This window comes from Pseudoxanthomonas sp., from assembly GCF_027498035.1.
In the GTDB taxonomy this organism is placed as follows: domain Bacteria; phylum Pseudomonadota; class Gammaproteobacteria; order Xanthomonadales; family Xanthomonadaceae; genus Pseudoxanthomonas_A.
Map to the genome: position 1 here is coordinate 2,893,793 of NZ_CP114978.1, position 13,381 is coordinate 2,907,173.

The following is a 13,381-nucleotide window of genomic DNA, read 5'->3' on the forward strand; positions in this document are numbered from 1 at the left end:
TTCCCCATGCGCATCGACCTGCCGCAACTGCTGTTCTGGATGGTTTGCGCCGCCTGGTGGGCGATGGAGGTCTTCATGAGCCACCGTCGCCGCAGCCAGGACGACCCATCGCGTGATGCCGGCACGCTCAAACTGCTGTGGACGGTGCTGTATGCGGCGATCTTCGTGGCCGTGGTGTTGTCGATGCGCGGGATTGGCCGTTGGCCCGCCGAATGGCGCGAGCCGCTGCTGTGGGCCGGGACCGCGCTGGTGTTCGGTGGGCTCGTGTTCCGGCGCTGGGCGATTGCCGTGCTGGGCCGCCAGTTCACCGTGGATGTGGGCATCCAGCCAGGGCATGTGCTGATCACTGCCGGCCCGTACCGCGTGCTGCGCCACCCGTCCTATACCGGCGCGCTGGCCTGCTTCTATGGATTGGGCGTCGGCCTGGGCAGCTGGGCGTCGCTGGTGGTGATCGTGATTGCGACCACGGCGGCCTTCCTGCACCGCATCCAGGTGGAAGAGCGCGTGCTGGCCCAGGCGTTCGGCCCAGCCTGGGCGGCCCATGCCCAGCGCACCTGGCGACTGCTGCCAGGCGTGTGGTGATCCTAATGATTCAATTGGTCCTACCAAGTGATGGTAAGAGCCGGCGTTTAGTTCCGAGCAGGTTGCTTTAACGGCGGGATGGGCGTTCAATACGGCGCATGAGCACCATTATTGGTCAGACCGAAGATGTTGGCGAACCTGCGCCACGGCGGATTTCCGATCGTGTCGCAGCGCAGGTGCGTGCGCTGATCCGCACCCGCGGGCTCAAGGCTGGTGATCGCCTGCCGGCCGAACGCGCGTTGGCGCTGGAGCTGGCGGTATCGCGCTCGGCGCTGCGCGAGGCCATCGCGCAGCTGGCCAGCCAGGGCCTGCTGGTCAGTCGTGTCGGCGGCGGCACCTATGTGCAGCCGGCCGCATTGGGCTGGCAGCAGCAGCGCATCGTCGCCCCGCTCAGTGGCCTGATGCAGGACAACCCCGACTACGCCTTCGACGTGCTGGAGATCCGCCATGCGCTGGAAGGCGAGGCCGCCTGGCATGCCGCCCAGCGCGCCACCGACGATGACCGGGCCCGCATCGGCGCCAGTTTCGAAGCGATGCTGGCCGCGCATGGCCGCGGCGACCACCTGGCCGAAGCGCGCGCCGATGCCGATTTCCACCTGTCCATCGCCGAGGCCTCGCACAACCTGGTGCTGCTGCAGGTGATGCGCGGCCTGTTCGACCTGCTGCAGTCGAGCATCCGCGAGAGTCGCGAGAAGCTGTACCTGTCGCCGCGCACTTTCGAGTCGCTCTCGCAGCAGCATCGCGTGCTGATGGACGCCATCGTCCGTGGCGATTCCGCCGCCGCGCGCGATGCTGCGCAGTCGCACCTGCGCTTCGTCCATGATTCCCTGCGCGCGCTGGACGAAGACCAGGCCCGGCGCCTGCGCGCCTCACGCCTCCCCACGCCCGTGGACACGCCATGATCATTTCCGCTTCCACCGACTACCGCGCCGCGGCGCAAAGTCGGCTGCCGCCGTTCCTGTTCCACTACATCGATGGCGGCGCCTACGCCGAGCACACGCTGCGCCACAACGTGTCGGACCTGTCCGACATCGCCCTGCGCCAACGCGTGCTCAAGGACATGTCGGCGCTGGACCTGCGCACCGAACTGTTCGGCGAACAACTGTCGCTGCCGATCGCATTGGGGCCGGTCGGCCTGACCGGCATGTTCGCCCGCCGCGGCGAAGTGCAGGGCGCACGCGCGGCCGCGTCGCGCGGGATTCCCTTCACCCTGTCCACCGTGTCGGTCTGCCCGATCGAGGAAGTGGCACCGGCGATCAATCGGCCGATGTGGTTCCAGTTGTACGTGCTCAAGGACCGCGGTTTCATGCGCAACGCGCTGGAGCGCGCGCAGGCCGCAGGCGTGACCACGCTGGTGTTCACCGTGGACATGCCGACACCGGGCGCGCGCTATCGCGACGCGCATTCGGGCATGAGTGGGCCGAACGCGTCGATGCGCCGGATGTGGCAGGCCGCCACGCATCCGCGCTGGGCCTGGGACGTGGGCCTGCACGGCAAACCGCACGACCTGGGCAACGTGTCGGCCTACCTGGGCACGCCGACCGGGCTGGAGGATTACATCGGCTGGCTGGCCAACAATTTCGATCCCTCGATCTCGTGGAAGGACCTGGAATGGATCCGCGAATTCTGGAAGGGGCCGATGATCATCAAGGGCATCCTGGACCCGGACGACGCGCGTGACGCGGTGCGGTTCGGCGCCGACGGCATCGTGGTGTCCAACCATGGTGGCCGCCAGCTCGATGGTGTGCTGTCCACCGCGCGGGCCATGCCGGCCATTGCCGATGCGGTGAAGGGCCAGATCAAGCTGCTGGCCGACTCGGGCATCCGCACCGGCCTGGACGTGGTGCGCATGATCGCGCTGGGCGCCGACGCGGTGCTGCTGGGCCGCGCCTGGATCTACGCGCTGGCCACCGCCGGTGAGGCCGGCGTGGCAAATCTGCTGGACCTGATCGAAAAGGAAATGCGCGTGGCGATGGTGCTGACCAGCTCCAGGACCATCGCCGATATCGGCCCGCAGTCGCTGGTGTCGCGCGCGCATCTTTGATTTGTCCCTGCTGGAAGCCACTGTCTCTTCAAATCTCGCGGTGGCGGCCTTCCTGTAGAGCGGAGCTTGCTCCGCTGCTCTTCGTTCGGCCCATGAGAAAGACCCCAGCGGTGGGAGCCGCTTCTACGCCGATGATTTCCACGGGCAGGCCTCATCGCCACTGCAGTGACTCCCCCACAAAGCGCACAAAAAACGCCGGCAATGCCGGCGCTTTTTGATTCCTCGCAATGCCGCCCGGTCAAGCGGGCGATGTTGCCAAACCCTCAGCCTTTCACCACCGAAGCGATGGCCTTGGCCACGCGCTCCAGGTTGCCGGCGTTGAGCGCGGCCACGCAGATACGGCCGGAGGTGATGGCGTAGATGGCGTGTTCTTCGCGCAGGCGCTCCACCTGGTCCTTGGTCAGGCCCGAGTAGCTGAACATGCCGGCCTGCTTGGCGATGAAGCTGAAATCGCCGGCACCGGCGTCGGCCAGCTGCTGCACCAGGCCTGCGCGCAACGAATGGATGCGCTCGCGCATCGCGGTCAGCTCGGTTTCCCAGTCCGCACGCAGCTCCGGGTTGTTCAACACGCCGGCCACCAGCGCCGCACCGTGATGGGACGGGCTGGAGTAGATGGTGCGGATGATGCGCTTGACGTGCGACTGCACCGCCTTGGTCTGCTCGGCGGTGGCGGCCACGATGGTCAGTGCGCCCACGCGCTCGCCGTACAGCGAGAACGACTTGGAGTACGAGCTGGCGACGATGAAGTCGGTGATGCCGGCCTCGACCACGGTCTGGATCGCAGCCGAGTCCTCGACGATGCCCTTGTCGAAGCCCTGGTAGGCCATGTCGATGAACGGGAACAGGTCGCCGTCCTTCAGCACCTGCGCCACTTCCTTCCACTGCGCCACGGTCAGGTCGGCACCGGTCGGGTTGTGGCAGCACGCGTGCAGCAACACGGTGGTCTTGGGCTTAAGTGCCTTCAGATCGGCCAGCATGCCGGCGAAGTCCACGCCATGGCTGGCAGCGTCGAAGTAGGTGTACTCATCGACCTGGAAACCGGTGGCTTCGAACACGGCGCGGTGGTTTTCCCACGACGGACGGCTCAGGGCCAGGGTCGCGTGCGGCAGCAGCTTGCGCAGCACTTCGGCACCGACGCGCAACGCGCCGCTGCCGCCCACGGTCTGGGTGGTGGCCACGCGGCCGGCGGCCAGCAGCGGCGAATCCTTGCCGAACAGCAGCTCGCGGGTGGCCTGGGTGTAGGCCGGCAGGCCGTCGATCGGCAGGTAGCCGCGCGGCTTGGCTTCCAGCGCCAGCGCTTCTTCGACCTTGCCCACGGCCTTGAGCAGCGGAATGCGGCCGGACTCGTCGTAGTAGATGCCCACGCCCAGGTTGACCTTGCCCGGACGGGGGTCGTGGTTGTAAGCCTCGGTCAGGCCCAGGATGGGATCGCCCGGGACCTGTTCAACAGATGCGAAAGAAGACACGGCGTGACTCGATGTGGCGGGAGAAAGAGGGGGCGCATCCAGCGCGTTTTCCGGCCCGTGGCGCCAGGCGCCGGAGCGAAAAATGGGGGCCAATCGTAACAGGGCCGGACCGGCCAGACCCAGCAGCGGCCCGGCTTTTTGTTCCGCCAGACGGTTACAGGCGACAACGTTCGGCCCGGCGCGGCGGCGGTGACGTTGCGGGCATTGAAGGTGGCGTCATCGGTCACCACACTGGCGACCCGCCTTCCCCCGCGCCGGAGCCTGGCCATGCACTTCCTGCTGCTCTACGACACCGCACCGGATTACCTGAGCCGCCGCGGGGAATTCCGCCGCGCCCACCTGGCGTATGCGCAGGCCGCGGTCGCCCGCGGCGAGCTGGTCCTGGGCGGCGCCGTGGGCGATCCGGCCGACAGCGCGCTGCTGCTGTTCCAGGGTGACAGCGATGCGGCTGCGCGGGCCTTCGCCCAGGACGATCCGTATGTGCGCAACGGCGTGGTCGTGGGCTGGACGGTCAAGCCGTGGGCCACAGTGGTGGGCGCCACGGCTAGCCAGCAGCTGACGCTGGACTGAGGTTGGCGCACCGCGCGCGGGCGGCGGTTCTAGACTGCCGCTTCCACCTAGGCCGAACCGGGATATTCGATGGACACCGCTAACCTGGTCTGGGGGATGCTGTTCGGCGCCATTGGCGGCGGCTATATGGTCTATGGCGTGCGCCAGAAGATGCTGGTGCCGTCGTTGTGTGGATTGGCGTTGGGATTGTTTACTTGGTTTGTGGATTCAGCGTGGTTGACGGTGGTCATCGGGGTCGTGCTGATGGCTGGGCCGTACTTCTTCCGGTTTTGATTGCTTCGCTTGGTCGTTGATTTTCGCGAAGTGCAGAGCTTTCGTGCGGCTTCGCCGCACGACCTACTTTCTTTGCTTGTGCAAAGAAAGCTAGGCAAAGAAACACACTCCGGGCGGCACGCCCTCGCTTCGCGAGGGTTCGCTATGGGCCGAGGGATTTTTGGATGGGACATCCTGTCCCGTCCAAAAACGATGCACATCCATGTGCATCGCCCTGCGGGTCTTTGCCTCGCCCCTTCGGCCTGCCTCACGGAGGCCTGAAAGCACGAGCAAGAGCAGGAGCAACACCGCGCGCGGCGCCGATTTTGTTCTTTGCTGTTGCTCCGCTCTTGATCTTCAGCGCCTTCAAAGCGAGCCGAGCACCGCAGGCGGAAACGGCCGAAGAGGCGCGGGTGTCTGAGCGAAGCGAGTTCCCGCGCCGTGCCGGTTCCGGCGAGGAGCACAGGGCACCGGGCTGAAAGCCCGGCGAGTGTCAGGCGCCGGCGGTTTTGGCTACTTTTGCCAAGACAAAAGTAGCTCGCGCTGCGAAGCAGCGTGAAAGCCCTGCTTCTGAAGAAATGGGCAAAAAACCCGACCTGCGAAAGGAAAGGTCAAACCTTCCCCTCCACCTTCAACGCCGCAAACTCCTCATCGGTGAACAACCGCGAGCGCACCAGGAACCGTACCCCCTCGCCGTTCTCCAGCGAGAACATCCCGCCGCGCCCGGGTACCACGTCGATGATCAGCTGGGTGTGCTTCCAGTATTCGAACTGCGAGGGGCTGATGTAGAACGCCGCCCCGCCGATTTCGCCCAGCTGCACGTCGTTGTCGCCGACGATGAAGTCGTCGGTGGGGAAACACATCGGCGAGGAGCCGTCGCAGCAGCCGCCGGACTGGTGGAACAGCACCGGTCCGTGGCGCTGGCGCAGCTTGTCGATCAGCTGCAGGCTGGGGATGGTGGCGATGACCTGACGGGTGTCCATGGCGATCTCCTGGTGCGATGTGGGGTGCGGAGCGTGGATCAGCCGCCGTCGCCGCCCCAGGTCCAGCGGCCGCCGACCATCACGCCGCGGCCCGGGCCGGGTTCGTAATAGCGGCCGTTGCCTTCGTTGACGATGACCGAACCGATGTAGTCCTGGTCCAGCAGGTTGTCGACGCGGACGAAGCCCTTGAGCGCGCCATGGGTGAAGTCCCAGCGGTAGCCGGCTTCCAGGTTGGCCAGGAAGTAGCCCGGCGCCATCGCGCTGCCCTGGTCGTTGGCGCTGACGTTGCTGACGCCTTCGCCTTCCAGGCTGGCGTTCCAGGCGCCGTGGCGCCAGCCCAGCGTGGTGCTGAACTGGTTGCGTGCGGTGCCGGGAATGCGCGTGCCGGCCGCGACCAGCGTGTTGGCCACAGTGCAGCCGGCGGCGGTGCAGATCGGGAAGCTGTCGCGGAAGGTCGCGTCCAGATAGGTGTAGGCCACGTCCAGCGACCAGTCCTGAGCCAGCGGCACGCCGGCGCTCAGTTCCAGGCCCTGGCGGCGGGCATCGCCGACGTTGCGATAGCTGCTGCGGCCGCCGACGTTGCGGGCCACGGCCAGTTCGTTGTGGGTACTGGCGCGGAACAGCGCGACTTCGGCATGCGCGCCGGACTGCGCGCGCCATTTGGCGCCCAGCTCATAGTTGCGGCTGACCGCCGGCTGCAGGTCGAAGGCCAGGCCGGCGCCGCCGTCGGCGCGGTAGCCGATCTCGTTGTAGCTGGGCGTTTCGAAGCCGCGACCGGCCGAGACGTAGAACCGCAGGTCGTCGGTGGCGGCGAAGCTCAGGCCGGCCACCGGCGTGGTTTCCGAGTAATCCTTGCTGCCGCTGTCATCGGGATTGGTGCCGACGATGTAGTAATCCTTCGAGGCGAAACGCACCTGGCTGTGGCGCGCGCCGACCAGCAGCGACCAGCGTGGGATGAATTCCCAGAACGCCTGCGCGTACTGGTCGAAGTTCTCCACGGTGTTGCGCTCGTTGCGACGCAAGTCGCCGCGCACGCCCAGCACGTCGCCGACATAGTCGTTGTAGCCGGTGCGGTGCTGGCGCTGGCGCTCGAAGTTGCTGCCGGCGGTGACTTCCAGCGGACGCCTGGCCAGTTCGCCATCCCACGACCAGCGGCCATCGACGCCGCCGTAGTCGTTGTCCAGGTCGATCACGCCGCCGGAATTGAGCGGATTGGCCTGGGTGGTGATGGGCAGCGACAGGTACTGCACCACCTTGCGGTTGCCGCCCCAGGCGCTGATGCGGACTTTCTGGTGTTCGCCCACCGGCAGCGTGTACAGCGCGCCCAACTGGTTCTGCTGGATCGACTTGCGAGTGTTGTACTGCTCGGCTTGCGAGGTGGCCTGGGTGCGGTCTGCCTGCACCTGAGCCCAGGTCAGGCCCAGCGGGTCCTGCGCATCGGACTGGAAGCTGTTGCCGACCAGGTCCAGCGTCCCGGCGGCGCCAAGGTCGAAGGTGAACTTGGCATTGCCCGAGTTGCGTTCGGCCGCACTGTGATCGCGATAGCCATCGGTCATGAAGCGCTGCACGGCCACGTTGTAGCCGACCGGGCCGCTGGTGCCGCGCACGCGCGCGCCGGCGGTCCAGCTGTCATCGCGGCCGTAGGTGGATTGCACGGTGAATTCCGGGGCCTGGGTCGGCGCGGCGCTCCACAGCTGGATCACGCCGCCGGCCGAGTTGCCGTACAGCGCCGAGAACGGCCCGCGCAGCACTTCCACGCGCTCGCCGCCCAGCAGGTTGAAGTGCGACACCTGGCCCTGGCCATCGGGCATGGTCGCCGGGATGCCATCGGAATACAGGCGGATGCCACGCACGCCGAAGGTGGAACGCGCACCGGCACCGCGGATGGAGATCTGCGTGTCCTGCGCGTAGTTCTGGCGGTCGCGCGCCAGCAGGCCGGGCACGCCATCCAGGTAGTCGGAGACATTGACGTCGTTGTGGCCACCTTGCCCCAGGTCCACGGTGGTGGTGGAGGCGGGCACGTCGAACGCAGGAACGCGCTCAAGACGTGTGGTCACCACCACGCGATCCAGCGTGACCGGATCGGCGGCCGTGGTGGCCTCGTCGGCCAGGGCCGGCACGCTGGTGAACAGGACGGCCATGCAGGCCGTATGCAGCAGGGTGGTGCGCGGGGATTTCATGGGCGTGCGTTCTTCTTGTGCGGAGGACGGCGGCTGGGTCGTCAGCGCGACGTCGTGTGCCGCCAGTGTGTGCGGAACGGGGCTGCCGTCGCACGACGACATGTTACGACTTTGGTCGGACCGGCCCGGTCGACGCGACACGGGAAAAAGATGGGAATCCGTCCGGAGCCGGCGCAACCCCGCGTCCGCAGGTGCGCGGTGACCGGCACACCTGTGGCGCGCAGCGGCGGCATCAGCCGAAGACGAACTTGCCCTTCATGATCGACGAGTGCCCCGGGAACGAGCAGAAGAAACTGTAGTCGCCACCCTTGGTGAGCTTGGACGTGGCGAAGGTGACGGTGTCGGACTGGCCGCCACCGATCACCTTGGTATGGGCGATCACGCGCGCATCGTCGGCCTTGATGAAGCCGGCGGCCATGCCGGCCTTCATGCCATCGGCGTCGATGCCGGCCATGTCCGCGGTCTTGGCCAGCACCCAGTCGTGGCCCATCACGTTGGCGGCCAGCTTGCCGGTGTGCTTGAGGGTCACCGCGACCTGGGTGCAGCTGGATTCGATCTTGATCTCGGTCTTGTCGAACTTCATCGCGTCATCGCCGTTGATGGTGACCGCACAGGTCTTGGCGAACGCGGACGGGGCCATCGCGGCCAGGCACAGCAGCAACAGCGTGGGGATCAGCTTGCGCATCGTTGACTCCATTTCATGCAGGGGTGGCGGGGAAAAAAGACCCGCACCGCACGCATCCCCCGCGGACACGTACGGCACGGGGTGAAACGCTAGAAGAAGATGATGCCGCCGACCGAACCACCGTTCATGTCCACGGTGGTGCCGTCGAAGCCTTCCGAACGCGTGCGGCTGCCTTCCAGCGCCAACGTCACGGATTTGGTGATCTGCCAGTACACGCCCAGGGTGGCGTTGGCGTTGGACTTCAGGCCGCCGGTAGCCAGGGTTTCGTCGCGGTTGCGGCTGATGCCGTAGTTGGCGCCCAGCTTCACCTTGTCGGTGATGCCGAAGGTGCCCTGCGCCAGCCAGTTGGTGGACTTGGTGTCTTCCTGGTCGCCATCGGCCAGGATGCCCAGGCCGGTGCCGGTCTGGATGTTGACCAGGCCGCCGAAACGTCCGGCGGTGACCGACGCACCGGCTTCGAATCCGCGCATGGTGAACTGGTCGTCCTCGTCGAGCTCATTGTAGAAACGCTGGGTCTTGGCGCCGACCCAGGCCTTGAAGTTGTCGTTCTTCCATTGCACCTGGCCCTGCACCTGCGGCGTCGACTTGGACTCGTAGGCGCCGTTGTTGCCGACCGGGCTGATCAGGGCCACGGTGGCACTGAAGCCATTGAGGTCGGGGCTGGTCCAGGCGATCTGTCCGTAGTTGCCCAGGTAGGTGTAGCCGGCGCCGATATGGCCCAGCGACACGCGACCACGCTGGGTGGCCTGGACCGGCGCGCCCACGCCCATCAGGGTCATGTCGCCCAGGATCGCGTTGGAGCCGAACACGCCGTAGTCGCGGCCCAGCTTGAAGCTGCCGATGTCGGCGTTGCCGATGGTGAAGAACGCCTGGCGCACGTCCACGCCACTGTTGGGGTCGATGGCGCTGTCGGTGGCGGTGTGGGCCATGATCGCGATCTGGCCGCCGATGTCGTAGCCCTCCTGCTCGGTGGAGAACTTGGTCACCAGTGCGTTGGGCAGCAGCCCGTTGCCGATGGTGGTGCGGCTGGATTCGCCGCCGCAGCCCAGGGCCCGTCCGGCCAGGGCCAGGCCGCCGACCGCGCCGCTGCCGCAGCTGACGCTGGTGTAGTAGGCGTTGATGTAGCCGCCCACGTCGATCTTCCAGTCGCCTGCGGTCATTTCCACGGCATTGGCCGCTGGCAGCGCGGCCAGTGCGATGGCCGCCGACAGCAGGCGTAGCGGCAGATGGTGTTGGCGGTGGCTGGCATGTGGATGTGTCTGCTTGCTCATGTCGTTGTCCCTCCCCGGGATGCACGTCGGTTTGCCGGTCGGTGGCGCCGGCCTCGGTTGAACCGCCGCTGCGGCGGTCCCAACGGGGCCGGTCCGCGACGGCAGGCAATGCGGCGGCCAGGCGCAGGCCCTTGCGGGAGCCTGCACACGTGCTGCCTCTGGATGAATCCGCGTGCGTCCGTTGCGGGGTCGGACGTCGCCCAAGCTCCCGTGCCATCGGCCTGTGGTGCAGGTGGTGGCACTGGCGTCGGTGGGTGCGGGGAGGCGCCACCAACGGTGCGGCGTGTTGCTTCAATCCGGTCGCGCCGGCGTTGCCATCGGCGCGACCGTGTCGCGGTTACTGCTCGGTGCCGTGATAGACCAGGGGCACCTTGGAGGCCTTCGCGTCATCGAAGGTCAGTTCCTTGTCACCGGCGGGATAGCCGTTTTCCTGCAGCAGGAACGCCATGATGTCGGCGTACATCTTCGGGTCCAGGCTGGCTGGCTGCGTCGCCGGCATGTTCTGCGAGACGATGGTGAAAATATCGCCAACGTGGAAGTTGGCCGCCGGGTTGGCGAAGTGCTTGCCCTTCAATGCCGGGCCGGCACGCCCGGCCAGCGTGTCGCCATGGCAGAGCGCGCAGTTCTCTGCGTAGTCGGCCTTGCCCTTGTCGGCCTGTGCGCTGGTGTAGAGCTTGTCGATGGCGCCACCGCCTGCAGCGGCCGGGTCTGCCTTCGGTGCGCCGGGCGTGTTGCTGGCCAGCTGCGCGCCACGCTGCAGCATCGACAGGGTCGTTGCATTGGCCTGGCTGTTGCCGGATGCCGCATCGGCGACCACCGCATACGGATCGAGCAGCTTGCCCAGCGCGCCGCTGGCCTGCAGTGCCTTGATGCTGGCGTCGAAGGACTGGGCCACCGCAGCGTTGGCCGGGTCGTACAGCGCGACCAGGTTCCAGCGGGCGTGCGGCTCGTCCAGCTCGGCGTAGTCGAACTGCTTTTCCTCCTGGTGCTGGGCCAGGTAGCCCACCACGGACGGGCGCCACAGCATCGCCGCGCCGACCTTCTTCTGTTCCAGCGCGGAGATGGCGTCATCGTTGGTCAGGTGCACGTCGGCCTGCAGCTTCGGGTAGTCGACGAAGTACAGATTGGGCGTGGTCTGGTAGGTCACCGCCACCTGGCTGCCTTCGGGCAGCCTGGACAGCGAATGTGCCGGTGCGGCCACCGGCGTCACCAGCACGAAACCGGTGCGGCCGTAAGCACTGGTCGCCTTCAGCCCATCCGGCAAGCCGCTGGCGGAGGTATCGACCGGGAAGCCCATGACCAGCTGGCAGTCGTTGGCCGCCATCTTGTTGAACTCTTTCAGGTCGAAGCCTTCCTCGTCGTCGCCGGTGCCATCGAAGGCATGCACGGTGAGGGTGGTCTTCTGCTGCTTGGCCACGGCCGCGGCGATGGCCTTGTCCATCTCCACGGTCGGGCTGGAACTGTCCACGCAGACCGAGACGGCGGCCTGCGCGGCGCCGATGCCGCTGGCGACGAGCGCCAGCGACAGGACGGTGCGGAGGAAAGTGGGGTGCGGGGTGTGTTTCATTTCCTGGCTCCGGTGACTTGATTGCTTACAGCGAGAACACGTACAGGTGGCCGCCCAGCGGAAGGTTGCGGACCTTGGGATCCTTGGCCATCTCACCGCCCCAGATCGGCACGGCGCCGCCCCAGCCGGCGAACACGCCGACGTATTGCTTGCCGTTGACGGTCCAGGTGGAGGGCACGCCCAGCACGCCGGAGGCCATCTGCGGGCTCTTCCACAGGACCTTGCCGGTCTTGGCGTCGAAGGCGTACAGGTAGCCATCGGCGCTGCCGGAGAACAGCAGGCCGCCGGCGGTGGTCAACATGCCGCCGTTCCACGGCAGCTCGGACGGGAAGGTCCACGCCTGCTTGCCGGTGTTCAGATCGATCGCCTGGACCGAGCCCCAGTGGTTGGGGAACGCCGGGTCACGCTTGACCAGGAAGGTCTCGCCCAGGAACGGCAGGCCCGCCTTGTAGCTGACCGCGCCGCCCTTCATGGTCATGCAGGTGTGCAGCGTGGGCACGTAGGCCATGTGCGTGTCGGGGCTGACCGAGATCGGCCACCAGTTCTTGCCGCCCAGGAAGCTGGGGCAGGTGAACACTTCCTTGTCCACGGTCGGGCGCATTTCCGGATCGGTGATGGCCTTGCCATTGGCGTCGAAGCCGCTGACCGAGGTGGCCGTGGCGAATTTCTCGGCGTAGATCAGCTTGCCGTTGGTGCGATCGATCGCATAGAACCAGCCGTTGCGGCTGGCACTGACGATGGCCTTGTACTTCTTGGTTTTGTAGGTGATGTCGGTCAGCACCGTCTCGTTGGTGCCGTCGTAATCCCAGGTGTCGTTGGGCGTGTACTGGTAGTGCCACTTGATCTTGCCGTCGGCCGGGTTCACCGCGATGACCGAATCGGTGTACAGGTTGTCGCCCGGGCGCAGCGTGGCCAGCCATGGGCCGGGATTGCCCACGCCCCAGAACAGCGTATCGGTGTCGGCGTCGTAGGAGCCGGTCAGCCACGCCGCGCCGCCGCCGGTTTCGGCCGCGCCCTTGGGCCAGGTGTCGCCGCCCGGTTCGCCCGGTAGCGGCACGGTGTGCAGCTTCCACACCTGCTTGCCGGTGTTGGCGTCCAGCGCCTCGACGAAGCCGCGCGCGCCGTACTCGCCACCGGACACGCCGACGATCACCTTGCCCTTGACCACCAGCGGCGCCAGCGTCATCGCATAGCCCACGTCGGGTGCGTTGAGCTGCTCGTTCCAGGCGACCGTGCCGGTCTTGGCGTCCAGCGCCACCACATGGTTGTCCAGCGTGGCCATGTAGACCTTGTCGCCGTACAGGGCCACGCCGCGGTTGACCACGTCGCAGCAGATGGTCTTCAGGCCGACGTTGGACAGGTCGTGCTCATAGGTCCACAGCTGCTTGCCGGTGCTGGCCTGGAAGGCGATCAGGTGGTTCTTCGGCGTGGTCACGAACAGGTAGTCGCCGTTGACGATCGGCGGGGCTTCATGGCCCATGTCCAGCGGGCTTTTCCAATCCCAGGCGGGCTTGAGGTTGGCCACGTTCTTGGTGCTGATGGACTTGAACGGCGCATAGCCACGGCTGGTGTAGTCGCGGCGGTACATCAGCCAGCCATTGTCGGTGGCCGCGCTCTTGAGGCGCGCATCGGTGACCGGCGCGTAGTCGGCTTCGGCCGCGGCAGCCAGGCCGGTGCAGGCCAGCAGCGTGGCCACGACCAGCGCCTTGCAGGTGATGGATGGACGGTGGTGTTTCATGTGTCGCTCTCCTGGGTAGTGGGTTGCCTTGGGGACGTGACGC

Annotated in this window: 12 protein-coding genes; 5 read left to right on the forward strand and 7 right to left on the reverse strand. The window is 66.7% G+C overall.

Translation table 11 applies throughout. The features are described from left to right. Window positions 1-6 precede the first annotated feature (6 nt). The 3 genes from O8I58_RS12570 (at window position 7) to lldD (ending at window position 2,626) form a co-directional block, all read left to right on the forward strand. Window positions 7-582: a methyltransferase family protein gene (locus O8I58_RS12570; protein WP_298316531.1), complete on the forward strand. Its 576-nt coding sequence runs from the start codon at window positions 7-9 to the stop codon at window positions 580-582. Between the two features lie 98 nt (window positions 583-680). Next, complete coding sequence (gene lldR / locus O8I58_RS12575; RefSeq protein WP_298316534.1) at window positions 681-1,484, forward strand: transcriptional regulator LldR; 804 nt, start codon at window positions 681-683, stop codon at window positions 1,482-1,484. Next, window positions 1,481-2,626: an FMN-dependent L-lactate dehydrogenase LldD gene (gene lldD, locus O8I58_RS12580; RefSeq protein WP_298316537.1), complete on the forward strand. Its 1,146-nt coding sequence runs from the start codon at window positions 1,481-1,483 to the stop codon at window positions 2,624-2,626. Before lldR ends, lldD begins: the two co-directional genes overlap by 4 nt. A 263-nt stretch (window positions 2,627-2,889) precedes the next feature. Here the strand turns inward: lldD and O8I58_RS12585 are convergent, their stop codons facing one another. Continuing rightward, on the reverse strand, window positions 2,890-4,092 hold the full coding sequence (locus O8I58_RS12585) for an amino acid aminotransferase (RefSeq protein WP_298316540.1): 1,203 nt from the start codon (window positions 4,090-4,092) through the stop codon (window positions 2,890-2,892). Between the two features lie 267 nt (window positions 4,093-4,359). Between O8I58_RS12585 and O8I58_RS12590 the strand changes: the two genes are divergently transcribed. Both O8I58_RS12590 and O8I58_RS12595 read left to right on the forward strand, forming a co-directional pair. Then, a complete protein-coding gene (locus O8I58_RS12590; protein WP_298316543.1) occupies window positions 4,360-4,662 on the forward strand; it encodes a YciI-like protein in 303 nt (100 codons plus the stop codon). Window positions 4,663-4,731: 69 nt separating this feature from the next. Next, entirely contained in the window at window positions 4,732-4,935 is a 204-nt protein-coding gene (locus O8I58_RS12595) for a hypothetical protein (protein WP_298316547.1), read from the forward strand. A gap of 590 nt (window positions 4,936-5,525) precedes the next feature. On the opposite strand, the gene O8I58_RS12600 is transcribed toward O8I58_RS12595, so the two are convergent. The 6 genes from O8I58_RS12600 to O8I58_RS12625 all read right to left on the reverse strand — a co-directional run bounded on the left by O8I58_RS12600 (window position 5,526) and on the right by O8I58_RS12625 (window position 13,338). Continuing rightward, the gene (locus O8I58_RS12600) at window positions 5,526-5,897 is read right to left on the reverse strand and encodes a DUF779 domain-containing protein (RefSeq protein ID WP_298316548.1); all 372 of its coding nucleotides are present in this window, start codon (window positions 5,895-5,897) and stop codon (window positions 5,526-5,528) included. Window positions 5,898-5,935: 38 nt separating this feature from the next. Continuing rightward, window positions 5,936-8,077, reverse strand: coding sequence for a TonB-dependent receptor family protein (locus tag O8I58_RS12605; RefSeq protein ID WP_298316551.1), 2,142 nt, complete (start codon window positions 8,075-8,077; stop codon window positions 5,936-5,938). 232 nt (window positions 8,078-8,309) lie between these two features. Further along, on the reverse strand, window positions 8,310-8,762 hold the full coding sequence (gene azu, locus O8I58_RS12610) for an azurin (RefSeq protein WP_298316554.1): 453 nt from the start codon (window positions 8,760-8,762) through the stop codon (window positions 8,310-8,312). A gap of 89 nt (window positions 8,763-8,851) precedes the next feature. Further along, window positions 8,852-10,033 carry a porin gene (locus tag O8I58_RS12615; protein WP_298316557.1) on the reverse strand — a complete coding sequence of 394 codons (1,182 nt, stop codon included), beginning with the start codon at window positions 10,031-10,033 and terminating at the stop codon, window positions 8,852-8,854. A 337-nt stretch (window positions 10,034-10,370) separates the two neighbouring features. Beyond that, entirely contained in the window at window positions 10,371-11,600 is a 1,230-nt protein-coding gene (locus O8I58_RS12620) for a c-type cytochrome (protein WP_298316559.1), read from the reverse strand. 25 nt (window positions 11,601-11,625) lie between these two features. Beyond that, complete coding sequence (locus O8I58_RS12625; RefSeq protein ID WP_298316562.1) at window positions 11,626-13,338, reverse strand: methanol/ethanol family PQQ-dependent dehydrogenase; 1,713 nt, start codon at window positions 13,336-13,338, stop codon at window positions 11,626-11,628. Window positions 13,339-13,381 lie beyond the last annotated feature (43 nt).

Bases quoted from the DNA above. Each gene is read 5' to 3' on its own strand.
- lldR (WP_298316534.1), top strand. From the start codon at position 681: ATGAGCACCATTATTGGTCAGACCGAAGATGTTGGCGAACCTGCGCCA.
- O8I58_RS12615 (WP_298316557.1), bottom strand. From the start codon at position 10,033: ATGAGCAAGCAGACACATCCACATGCCAGCCACCGCCAACACCATCTG.
- O8I58_RS12600 (WP_298316548.1), bottom strand. From the start codon at position 5,897: ATGGACACCCGTCAGGTCATCGCCACCATCCCCAGCCTGCAGCTGATC.
- O8I58_RS12620 (WP_298316559.1), bottom strand. From the start codon at position 11,600: ATGAAACACACCCCGCACCCCACTTTCCTCCGCACCGTCCTGTCGCTG.
- O8I58_RS12590 (WP_298316543.1), top strand. From the start codon at position 4,360: ATGCACTTCCTGCTGCTCTACGACACCGCACCGGATTACCTGAGCCGC.
- O8I58_RS12595 (WP_298316547.1), top strand. From the start codon at position 4,732: ATGGACACCGCTAACCTGGTCTGGGGGATGCTGTTCGGCGCCATTGGC.
- O8I58_RS12570 (WP_298316531.1), top strand. From the start codon at position 7: ATGCGCATCGACCTGCCGCAACTGCTGTTCTGGATGGTTTGCGCCGCC.
- azu (WP_298316554.1), bottom strand. From the start codon at position 8,762: ATGCGCAAGCTGATCCCCACGCTGTTGCTGCTGTGCCTGGCCGCGATG.
- O8I58_RS12605 (WP_298316551.1), bottom strand. From the start codon at position 8,077: ATGAAATCCCCGCGCACCACCCTGCTGCATACGGCCTGCATGGCCGTC.
- O8I58_RS12625 (WP_298316562.1), bottom strand. From the start codon at position 13,338: ATGAAACACCACCGTCCATCCATCACCTGCAAGGCGCTGGTCGTGGCC.
- lldD (WP_298316537.1), top strand. From the start codon at position 1,481: ATGATCATTTCCGCTTCCACCGACTACCGCGCCGCGGCGCAAAGTCGG.